The organism is Burkholderia sp. Ac-20344 (genome assembly GCF_017104975.1).
Lineage (GTDB): Bacteria > Pseudomonadota > Gammaproteobacteria > Burkholderiales > Burkholderiaceae > Burkholderia.
Map to the genome: position 1 here is coordinate 1 of NZ_JAAGPP010000225.1, position 10563 is coordinate 10563.

The 10563-nt window shown below is 69.1% G+C and carries 9 protein-coding genes; 6 read left to right on the forward strand and 3 right to left on the reverse strand.

Annotated elements, in window-relative coordinates:
* Positions 1-8 precede the first annotated feature (8 nt).
* The 3 genes from G3N64_RS36355 to G3N64_RS36365 form a co-directional block, all read right to left on the reverse strand.
* The gene (locus tag G3N64_RS36355) at positions 9-242 is read right to left on the reverse strand and encodes a 2Fe-2S iron-sulfur cluster-binding protein (RefSeq protein ID WP_012338331.1); all 234 of its coding nucleotides are present in this window, start codon (positions 240-242) and stop codon (positions 9-11) included.
* A 79-nt stretch (positions 243-321) separates the two neighbouring features.
* On the reverse strand, positions 322-1449 hold the full coding sequence (locus G3N64_RS36360) for an FAD-binding oxidoreductase (RefSeq protein ID WP_205788462.1): 1128 nt from the start codon (positions 1447-1449) through the stop codon (positions 322-324).
* Positions 1446-2378, reverse strand: coding sequence for a 4-hydroxyproline epimerase (locus tag G3N64_RS36365; RefSeq protein WP_205788469.1), 933 nt, complete (start codon positions 2376-2378; stop codon positions 1446-1448). Before G3N64_RS36365 ends, G3N64_RS36360 begins: the two co-directional genes overlap by 4 nt.
* A gap of 251 nt (positions 2379-2629) precedes the next feature.
* Here G3N64_RS36365 and G3N64_RS36370 point away from each other — a divergent pair, with 251 nt between their 5' ends.
* The 6 genes from G3N64_RS36370 to G3N64_RS36395 all read left to right on the forward strand — a co-directional run.
* Positions 2630-3550 (forward strand): dihydrodipicolinate synthase family protein, encoded by a 921-nt coding sequence (locus tag G3N64_RS36370; protein ID WP_205788463.1) that lies wholly within the window; start codon positions 2630-2632, stop codon positions 3548-3550.
* A gap of 232 nt (positions 3551-3782) precedes the next feature.
* Positions 3783-5408: an APC family permease gene (locus G3N64_RS36375; protein WP_205788464.1), complete on the forward strand. Its 1626-nt coding sequence runs from the start codon at positions 3783-3785 to the stop codon at positions 5406-5408.
* A gap of 75 nt (positions 5409-5483) precedes the next feature.
* Positions 5484-7076 carry an aldehyde dehydrogenase (NADP(+)) gene (locus tag G3N64_RS36380; protein WP_205788465.1) on the forward strand — a complete coding sequence of 531 codons (1593 nt, stop codon included), beginning with the start codon at positions 5484-5486 and terminating at the stop codon, positions 7074-7076.
* Complete coding sequence (locus G3N64_RS36385) at positions 7069-8091, forward strand: Ldh family oxidoreductase (RefSeq protein WP_205788466.1); 1023 nt, start codon at positions 7069-7071, stop codon at positions 8089-8091. The genes G3N64_RS36380 and G3N64_RS36385 overlap by 8 nt, the downstream gene beginning before the upstream one ends.
* A gap of 284 nt (positions 8092-8375) precedes the next feature.
* Positions 8376-10235, forward strand: a complete 1860-nt coding sequence (gene ilvD / locus G3N64_RS36390) for a dihydroxy-acid dehydratase (protein WP_205788467.1) — start codon at positions 8376-8378, stop codon at positions 10233-10235.
* A 141-nt stretch (positions 10236-10376) separates the two neighbouring features.
* Positions 10377-10563, forward strand: a 187-nt coding sequence (locus G3N64_RS36395; protein WP_205788468.1) for a hypothetical protein, incomplete at its 3' end; no start/stop codon positions are given.

A 10563-nucleotide genomic window follows, 5' to 3' on the forward strand; every position in this document is an offset into this window, starting at 1 on the left:
TTCCTGTTTCATCGCGTGCGCTCCACCTGCATCCCGTCGCGGCACAACGTCTGGCACGCCAGCCGGCGGCGGCCGTCGATCGTCATCCTGCACTCCTGGCAGATGCCCATCCCACAAAACGGCGCACGCGCCGCCCCCGTGCACGACACGCGCGTCGTGTCGTCGCCGCTCGCCGCGACGGCGGCCGCGACGGTCGCGCCGTCGGCCACCGTCAGCGCGCGGCCGTCCAGATGAATGATCATGTCAGCCTCCGCCGGGCCGCCCCAAGGAGGCTGACCGCCCCCCCGGGGGGCAGCGAACGAAGAGAGCGTGGGGGTTGTTTCATGTCAGCGCTCCGGCTACGGGGGACGCGGTCAGGAAGCGTCCCGGCAAATACGGTTCGATATCGATGGGCGGCCGCTCGCCGGCCATCAGCGCGGCAACGAGCCGCGCGCTGCCCGGCGCGGTCGTCACGCCGAGCCCTTCATGGCCGACCGCGAGCCACACGCCCGGCCGTGCCGGATGCTCGCCGAGCAGCGGTAGCCCGTCGGGGCTCGCGGAACGAAACCCCGTCCATGCGCGGATCCCATTCAGGTCGGCCAGGCCGGGCAGATAGCCCACCGCGCGGCGCAGCATGCGCGCGAGCACGGGCGGCTCGACTTGCGCGTCCTCGGTGTCGAACTGGCGCGACGAACCGATCAGCAACTGGCCGGTCGGCCGCGGCTGCACGTTGAACGCGACCGACGTGCCGTCGCTCGCATGCGCGCTCGCCGCATAGCCCAGCTCGACGAGTTGGTGCGACACCTGGCCCGGATAGCGGTCGGTAATCAGCAGATGGCCCTTTTTCGGGCGCAGCGGCAGCTCGGGCAGCAGCGTGCGTGCCGCCACGCCGTTCGCGACGACCACCCGCTCCGCGCGCAGCGTGTCGCCGCTCGCGAGCGTCACGCTCGGGCCGTCGACCGCGACGGCCCGGTCGCGCCGCAACGTGATGCGCGGCGCGCGCTGCAGCAGCCAGTTCGCGGTGACGGGCGCATAGAGGATCGCATCGCCGGGAATCTTCAGCGCACCGCCCAGGCCCGCGCGCAGCATCGGCTCCAGTTGCGCGAGCGTCGCCGCGTCGATCAGTTCGCCCGCCACGCCGTGCGCGGCCAGCGTCGCCTGCTTCGCACGGGCGAGATCCATTTCGTGTGCATCGGCCGCGAGCCACAGCGTGCCGCAGTTGCGGTACGCGCAACCTTCGGGCATCTCGCCGCTCAGCGCGCGCCACAGTTCGATCGAGTAATGGCTGAGCGCGAGCTCGGCCGCGTTGTCGTCCATCGCGACGAGGTGCCCCATGCCCGCACCGGTGGCGCCGCCGCTCGCGTCGTCGACGACGAGCACGCGCAGCCCGCGCTGCGCGAGTTCGTGCGCGCACGCCGCGCCGACGATGCCGGCGCCGATCACGACGACATCCGTCTTCGTGTCGCTCACGGCGCGATACCCCAGCCGAACGGATCGTCTTCCTCGATCAGCAGCGTCGCTTCCGCGCTCAGGTGCGCGCTGCCGCGGATCGTCGGCACGATGCAGCCGTCGGCCGCTTCGTAGCTCGCGTGGAACACGCTGCCGATCACGCTCGCCTGCCGCCACACGGCACCCGGCGCAAGCTTGCCGTCGGCCGCGAGGCACGCGAGCTTCGCGCTCGTGCCGGTGCCGCACGGCGAACGGTCGTACGCGAGGCCCGGGCACAGCACGAAGCTGCGGCTGTCGTGTTCGGGATCGTCCGCGAACAGCTCGATATGGTCGATCTCGCCGCCGTTCGCACCGGCGATGCCCGTGCGTTCGAGCCCTTCGCGCACGGCCGACGCATACGCGGTAAGCGCCGCGACGTTATCGCCGGCGACGCGCTGCCCGTGGTCGCTGATCAGGAAGAACCAGTTGCCGCCCCACGCGATGTCGCCCTTCACGGGGCCGTAACCCGGCACGTCGAGCGCGACACCCTTCGCGTGGCGATACGCGGGCACGTTGCGCACGCTGACCGACAGGTCGTCGTGCAGCGTCGCCTCGACGGTGCCGACCGGCGTTTCGATCCGGTGCACGCCGGGCGCGATGCGCCCCATATGGTGCAGCGTGCGCACGACGCCGATCGTGCCGTGCCCGCACATCCCGAGATAGCCGCTATTGTTGAAGAAGATCACGCCGGCCGCCGCCTCGGGCGACACGGGCTCGCACAGCAGCGCGCCGACCAGCACGTCGCTGCCGCGCGGTTCGAGAATGCAGGCGGTGCGGTAGCGGTCGTGCTCGCGCGCGAGCACGTCGCGGCGCTCGGCCATCGTGCCGCTGCCGAGCGCGGGGAAACCGGACACGACGAGCCGAGTGGGTTCGCCGCCCGTGTGCGAATCGATGATCTGGATGCGCTTCATCATGAGCCGTCCGAAGTGGGGAAAGGAGCATAGCTTCCTCCGTCGCGCGTCCGTCCGCTTGTGGCTTTTCGATGAGGACGACGACGAAATCGGCATAGTGCGAAGCGCCCTCCCCGCACCGTCCGGCCGCTGTGCCGATTTCGTCATTTTGCTCCGCGATACGACTCAAGCGTGATCGGCGTTTGCGCGGCGATACTGGTTGCCACACCGACGCCTGTCGGCCGACCGATACAAACACGTAGGAGATTGAAGTGAGCCGAAACGCCATTCAGTGGACCGGGGTTTTCCCGGCCGTCAGCACCCAGTTCAAGCCGGACTTTTCCCTCGATATCGACGCCACGCACCGCGTGGTGAAGAACCTGGTGAACGACGGCGTGTCGGGCCTCGTGGTCTGCGGCACGGTCGGCGAAAACACGTCGCTGTCGACGAGCGAGAAGCTCCAGGTGATCGAGGCCGCACGCGACGCGGCCGGCGGCAAGATTCCGGTGATCGCCGGCATCGCCGAATTCACGACCGAATTCGCGCGCAACACGGTGCGTGAAGCACAGCGCGTCGGCGTCGACGGCGTGATGGTGATGCCCGCGCTCGTCTACTCGGCAAAGCCGCACGAAACCACCGCGCACTTCCGCGCGGTCGCGACGAGCACCGACCTGCCGGTGATGGTCTACAACAACCCGCCGATCTACAAGAACGACGTGACCCCCGACGTGCTGATCGCGCTGCAGGATTGCGAGAACATCGTCTGCTTCAAGGATTCGTCGGGCGATACGCGCCGTTTCATCGACCTGCGCAACGCGGTCGGCGATCGCTTCGTACTGTTCGCGGGCCTCGACGACGTCGTGGTCGAGAGCATCGCCGTCGGCGCCGAAGGCTGGGTGTCGGGCATGTCGAACGCGTTCCCGAAGGAAGGCGAGACGCTGTTCCGCCTCGCGAAGCAGAAGCGTTTCGACGAAGCGCTCGCGCTGTATCGCTGGTTCATGCCGCTGCTGCACCTCGATGCGCGCCCCGACCTCGTGCAGTGCATCAAGCTGTGCGAAGAGCTGGTCGGCCGCGGCAGCGCTGTCACGCGCCCGCCGCGCCTCGCGCTGCAGGGCGACACGCTCGCGGAAGTGAAGGCCATCGTCGCACAGGCGCTCGAAACGCGCCCGGCGCTGCCCGACGTCGGTCTCTGATCGACTTCCCCTGCGGCGGCGCGCGGGCTTTCCGCCTGCGCGCCGCCGTCTCCGGTCCGGCATGGCCTGCGGGCCCGTTCGCACCGGCGCCAGCCCGCGCCGCGCGTGAACGCCCCGCAGCCCGCCCCGGTCGTTCGAACCGGGCGACGCCGGCCGGCAGGCATGCGCCGCTGCTCCGCCGGAGCGCGGCGCCTCTCAAGCCTGTGCCGATATTCCCCCAGGAGACAAGCCCATGCCAGGCCAAGGCAACGCTCACCCGTCTGTCCCGCTTTCCCGTTCCGCGCACCCCGACGCGGGTCACGGCAAGTTCAAGAAACAGCTGTCGCTGACCGATCTCACGTTCATCGGTCTCGGCGCCATTTTCGGTTCGGGGTGGCTGTTCGCCGCGAGTCACGTGTCGACGATCGCAGGCCCGGCCGGCATCTTCTCGTGGCTGCTCGGCGGCTTCGCGGTGCTGCTGCTCGGCATCGTCTACTGCGAACTCGGCGCCGCGCTGCCGCGCGCGGGCGGCGTGGTCCGCTACCCGGTGTTCTCGCACGGCCCGCTGCTCGGCTACCTGATGGGCTTCATCACGCTGATCGCCTTTTCGAGCCTGATCGCGATCGAAGTCGTCGCCGCGCGCCAGTATGCGGCCGCGTGGTTTCCGGGCCTGACGGTCGTTGGGTCGAGCGATCCGACCGCGCTCGGCTGGCTCGTGCAGGCCGCGCTGCTGTGCTTCTTCTTTTACCTGAACTATTCGAGCGTGAAGACGTTCGCGAAGGCGAACAACATCATCAGCCTCTTCAAGTTCATCGTGCCGCTCGCGGTGATCGCGGTGCTGTTCACGTTCTTCAAGCCCGCGAACCTGACGATCCAGGGCTTCGCGCCGTTCGGCATGCCGGGCATCGAGATGGCCGTGTCCGCGGGCGGCATCATCTTCGCGTACCTCGGGCTCACGCCGATCGTGTCGGTCGCGAGCGAGGTGCGCAATCCGCAGCGTACGATCCCGATCGCGCTGATCCTGTCGATCCTGCTGTCGACGCTGATCTACGTACTGCTGCAGCTCGCGTTCATCGGCAGCATCCCCACCGACATGCTCGCCGCCGGCTGGCATGACGTGAGCAAGGCGTTCTCGCTGCCGTACCGCGACATCGCGCTGGCGCTCGGCGTCGGCTGGCTCGCGGTGATGGTCGTCGCCGACGCGATGATCTCGCCGAGCGGCTGCGGCAACATCTACATGAACGCGACGCCGCGCGTGGTCTACGGCTGGGCGAAGACGGGCACGTTCTTCAAGGTGTTCACGCGCGTCGACGAAGCGTCGGGCATCCCGCGCGCGGGCTTGTGGCTCACGTTCGGCCTCGCGATCTTCTGGACGCTGCCGTTCCCGTCGTGGGAGGCACTGATCAACATCGTGTCGGCCGCGCTGGTGCTGAGCTACGCGGTCGCGCCGGTATCGGTCGCCGCACTCCGCCGCACCGCGCCCGACCTGCCGCGGCCGTTCCGTGCCAGCGCGTTCGGCATCACCGGCCCCGCGTCGTTCGTGATCGCCGCGCTGATCGTCTACTGGTCGGGCTGGAGCACGGTGTCCTGGCTGCTCGGCCTGCAGATCGTGATGTTCGTCATCTATCTCGCCTGCCGCCGCTGGGTGCCGACCGCGCACCTGAGCCTCGCCGAGCAAGTGCGCTCGTCCGCGTGGCTGATCGCGTTCTATGCCGCGATGATCGTGCTGTCGTATCTCGGCGGCTTCGGCGGCACGGGCCGGCTTGCGCATCCGTACGACACGGTCGTCGTCGCGGCCGTCGCGCTCGTCATCTACTACTGGGGCGCGAATACCGGCGTGCGCGCCGACAAGCTGCAACTCGACGACGACGAGGACTGACACACCCGCGCCCCTTCCCATGATCCCTTCGGCCGGGCGCCCCACGCCCGGCCCCTGTTTTTTCCGAGGAAAACCATGCAACTCACAGGTCAGCTCCTGATCGGCCAGTCCGCCGTCGCCGGACAGAACGGCACCCTCCACGCGATCGCCGCCGCAACCGGCGAACCGCTCGAACCCGCGTTCGGCGGCGCGAGCCTGCACGACCTGGAAGCGGCCTGCGCGCTCGCCGACGACGCATTCGACACGTATCGCGAAACGTCGCTCGAAGCCCGCGCCGCGTTTCTCGACGCGATCGGCCGCCACATCATGGCGCTCGGCGACGACCTGATCGAGCGCTGCGTCATCGAAACCGGCCTGCCGCGCGCCCGCATCGAAGGCGAACGCGGCCGCACGGTCGGCCAGCTCGCGCTGTTCGCGTCGCTCGTGCGCGACGGCGGCTTTCTCGACGCGCGGATCGATCCGGCGCGCCCCGAGCGCAAGCCGCTGCCGCGCGTCGACCTGCGCCTGCGCAACGTCGCGGTCGGGCCCGTTGCCGTGTTCGGCGCGTCGAACTTCCCGCTCGCGTTCTCGGTCGCCGGCGGCGATACCGCATCGGCACTCGCGGCCGGCTGCCCGGTGATCGTCAAGGCGCATTCGGCGCACCCGGGCACGTCCGAACTCGTCGGCCGCGCGATCCAGCAGGCCGCGCGCGAATGCGGGATGCCGGCCGGCGTGTTCTCGCTGCTGTTCGATGCGTCGCGCGAGATCGGCCAGGCGCTCGTCGCCGATCCGCGCATCAAGGCCGTCGGCTTCACCGGCTCCCGCCGCGGCGGTGTCGCGCTGATGCACATCGCGGCCGCACGCCCCGAGCCGGTTCCCGTCTATGCGGAAATGAGCTCGATCAACCCCGTGCTGCTGTGTCCCGCCGCGCTCGACACGCGCCACGATGCGATCGCACCGCAATTCGTCACGTCGCTCACGCTCGGGGCCGGCCAGTTCTGCACGAACCCGGGCCTCGTGCTCGCCATCGACGGGCCCGCGCTGCGCGCGTTCGAGGAAGCGGCCGCCGTTGCGGTGCGTGCAGCGCCCGCGCAGACGATGCTGACACCGCACATTCATGCCAGCTACGAACAAGGTGTCGCGGCGCTGCGCGATCACACGGCTGTCGAGCTGCTCGCGCAAGGTGCCGAAGGCAATCGCCTGCAGGCCCGCGCGGCGCTGTTCGCGACCTCGGCCGACGCTTTCGTCGCGCATCCCGAACTGCGCGAGGAAATCTTCGGCCCCGCTTCGCTGATCGTCCGTTGCCCGGACGCCGGCACGCTGCATCGCGTGCTGAAGTCGCTCGAAGGCCAACTGACGATCGCCGCACATCTCGCCGATGGCGACGCCGCATTGTTCGCCGCGCTGCGCCCGCTGCTCGAGCGCAAGGCCGGCCGCATTCTCGTCAACGGCTTCGGCACGGGCGTCGAGGTCGGCCATGCGATGGTGCACGGCGGCCCGTTCCCGGCCACGTCCGACACGCGCACGACGTCCGTCGGCGCGCGTGCGATCGAACGCTTCCTGCGCCCCGTGTCGTATCAGGACCTGCCGGATGCGCTGTTGCCGGACGCGATCCGCAACGGCAATCCGCTGAACGTGCCGCAACGCATCGACGGCGTGCCCGCACCGCGGGAGGCGAACCATGTCTGAGCAACGCGCCGAAGTCGTCCTGTCGCTCGATGACGTCCATGCGCTTGCGCTGCGCGTGCTGACGCACCACGGGATGTCCGATGCGCACGCGCGGGCCATCGCCAACGTGATCACGCAAGGCCAGCGCGACGAATGCCATTCGCACGGCGTGTACCGGCTGCTCGTCTGCGTGCGTTCGCTGAAGAAGGGCAAGGTCGATCCGCAGGCCGTGCCGACGCTGCGCCGGCTGTCGTCGTCGATCGTCGCGGTCGACGCGCATCGCGGCTTCTCGCTGCTGAGCTTCGAAACGGGCCTGCCCGTGCTCGTCGGGATGGCCAGGCAGCACGGCATCGCCGCGATGACGATCAACCATTGCTACCACTTCTCCGCACTGTGGCCGGAAGTCGAGGCGATCGCGGCCGAGGGGCTGGTCGGCATCGCGATGAATCCGAGCCATAGCTGGGTCGCGCCGGAAGGCGGCAAGGAGCCGGTGTTCGGCACGAACCCGATCGCGTTCGCGTGGCCGCGCCCGGGCGGCGTGCCGTTCGTGTTCGATTTTGCGACGAGCGCGATCGCGCGCGGCGACATCGAGCTGCATGCGAAGCAAGGCAAGGCGATCCCGCCGGAATGGGCGATCGACGCCGAGGGCCGGCCGACCGCCGATCCGAAGGCCGCGCTGCAGGGCGCGATGCGCACGTTCGGCGGCCACAAGGGTTCGGCGCTCGCGGCGATGGTCGAACTGCTCGGCGGCGCGCTGATCGGCGACATGACGAGCCGCGAGTCGATGGACTTCGACGAAGGCGTCGGCGCGACGCCGTGCCACGGCGAGCTCGTGATCGCATTCGACCCGAAGGTGTTCCTCGGCGACGATCTCGACACGGGGCTCGCGCGCGGCGAGCGGATGTTCGAATCGATCGTCGCGCAGGGTGCGCGGCTGCCGTCGCAACGGCGCTTCGACGCCCGCGCGCGCAGCATTGCAAACGGCGTGCGGATTCCGAAGGCACTGTACGACGAGATCCTGACGCTGCTCGACTGATCGCAAAGCGCGGGGCCGGATCGCGTATTCCTCGCCGATCGATGCGCGATCCGGCCACCTCCCCGGATGGTCGCACGGGCGTCCCGCAACCGCCCGCGGGTTCCGCGGCGGGCACACCGCCCGCGCCGCTTGCCGGCCCCATGGGCGCCACGCCCGCGACGGCTGTGGGATAATCGTGCGGTTTGCCCAGGGCGCAGCTCAAGAGGTTGTTCGCACGGGCGCGAGAGAGGCCTTTATTCCCCGTGCCTCCACCCTTTTCCCGCGATATTTCTTCAGCAACGACAATGCCCACTTACCGTTCCAAAACCTCCACCGCTGGCCGCAACATGGCAGGTGCACGCTCGCTGTGGCGCGCCACCGGCATGAAAGACGACGATTTCTCGAAGCCGATCATCGCGGTCGTCAACTCGTTCACCCAGTTCGTGCCGGGGCACGTGCACCTGAAGGATCTCGGCCAGCTCGTCGCGCGCGAGATCGAGGCTGCCGGCGGCGTCGCGAAGGAATTCAACACGATCGCTGTCGACGACGGCATCGCGATGGGCCACGACGGCATGCTCTATTCGCTGCCGAGCCGCGACATCATCGCCGACTCGGTCGAATACATGGTGAACGCGCACTGCGCGGACGCGATGGTCTGCATCTCGAACTGCGACAAGATCACGCCGGGGATGCTGATGGCCGCGATGCGCCTCAACATCCCGGTGATCTTCGTGTCGGGCGGTCCGATGGAAGCGGGCAAGACGCGCCTCGCGAACCCGGTCACCAAGGCCATCGAAGTGAAGAAGCTCGACCTCGTCGATGCGATGGTGATCGCGGTCGACCCGTCGTATTCCGACGCCGAAGTCGCCGAAGTCGAACGCTCGGCCTGCCCGACCTGCGGCTCGTGCTCGGGCATGTTCACCGCGAACTCGATGAACTGCCTGACCGAAGCGCTCGGCCTGTCGCTGCCCGGCAACGGCACGGTGGTGGCCACGCACGCCGACCGCGAGCGACTGTTCAAGCGCGCCGGCCGTCGCATCGTCGAACTCACCCGCCAGCACTACGAGCAGGACGACGAACGCGTGCTGCCGCGCGCGGTGGGCTTCAAGGCGTTCGAGAACGCGATGACGCTCGACATCGCGATGGGCGGCTCGACCAACACGATCCTGCACCTGCTGGCGATCGCGCAGGAAGCCGGCATCGACTTCACGATGAAGGACATCGACCGCCTGTCGCGCGTCGTGCCGCAGCTGTGCAAGGTCGCGCCGAACACGAACAAGTACCACATCGAGGACGTGCACCGCGCAGGCGGCATCATGGCGATCCTCGGCGAGCTCGACCGCGCCGGCAAGCTGCACACCGACGTGCCGACCGTGCACGCGCCGTCGCTGAAGGATGCGCTCGACCAGTGGGACATCGTCCGCACCCAGGACGATGCGGTCCGCACGTTCTACCTGGCCGGCCCGGCCGGCATCCCGACGCAGGTCGCGTTCAGCCAGGACACGCGCTGGCCGAGCCTCGACCTCGATCGCGCCGAAGGCTGCATCCGCTCGTACGAGCATGCGTTCTCGAAGGAAGGCGGCCTCGCCGTGCTGACGGGCAACATCGCGGTCGACGGCTGCGTGGTGAAGACGGCCGGCGTGGACGAGAGCATCCTCGTGTTCGAAGGCGCGGCTCACGTGACCGAATCGCAGGATGAGGCAGTCGAAAACATCCTGAACGACAAGGTCAAGGCCGGCGACGTGGTGATCGTGCGCTACGAAGGCCCGAAGGGCGGCCCCGGCATGCAGGAAATGCTCTACCCGACCAGCTACATCAAGTCGAAGGGGCTCGGCAAGGCATGCGCGCTGCTGACGGACGGCCGCTTCTCGGGCGGCACGTCGGGCCTGTCGATCGGCCACTGCTCGCCGGAAGCGGCAGCGGGCGGCGCGATCGGCCTCGTGCGCGACGGCGACAAGATCCGCATCGACATCCCGAACCGCACGATCGACGTGCTGGTATCGGACGAGGAACTGGCGCGCCGCCGCGAAGAGCAGAACGCGAAGGGCTGGAAGCCGGCGCAGCCGCGTCCGCGCAAGGTGTCCGCCGCGCTGAAGGCCTACGCGAAGCTGGTCATGTCCGCCGACAAGGGCGCCGTGCGCGACCTGTCGCTGCTCGACGACTGACAGCGGTAGCTCGGCCGGCTGCCTGCAACGCGCAGCCGGTCAGACTGCGGGCCGTACGACTGCCCGCTCGCCCGATCCGGAAGCCGCTCTCCTGAGCGGCTTTTTTTCGTCCGGCGCCGACCGAAAGCGCCGGCATCGTCAGTGACGGAATTCTTCCGGACCGCCGCCGCCTCCACCGCCTCCACCGCCACCACCGTGGCTTCCACCACCGTGGCTTCCACCGCCGTTCCCGCCGCCTTGCGGCCGCGCGCCGCCGTATCCGCCGCCGCCACCGCCCGGGTGCACCGGCGCCGGCATCGTGCGGACCTCGCCGCCCGGCGCGGGCGGC

Excerpts from the sequence above, each read along its gene's own strand:
- G3N64_RS36355 (WP_012338331.1), bottom strand. The coding sequence starts at position 242 with ATGATCATTCATCTGGACGGCCGCGCGCTGACGGTGGCCGACGGCGCG.
- G3N64_RS36365 (WP_205788469.1), bottom strand. The coding sequence starts at position 2,378 with ATGAAGCGCATCCAGATCATCGATTCGCACACGGGCGGCGAACCCACT.
- G3N64_RS36375 (WP_205788464.1), top strand. The coding sequence starts at position 3,783 with ATGCCAGGCCAAGGCAACGCTCACCCGTCTGTCCCGCTTTCCCGTTCC.
- G3N64_RS36380 (WP_205788465.1), top strand. The coding sequence starts at position 5,484 with ATGCAACTCACAGGTCAGCTCCTGATCGGCCAGTCCGCCGTCGCCGGA.
- G3N64_RS36385 (WP_205788466.1), top strand. The coding sequence starts at position 7,069 with ATGTCTGAGCAACGCGCCGAAGTCGTCCTGTCGCTCGATGACGTCCAT.
- ilvD (WP_205788467.1), top strand. The coding sequence starts at position 8,376 with ATGCCCACTTACCGTTCCAAAACCTCCACCGCTGGCCGCAACATGGCA.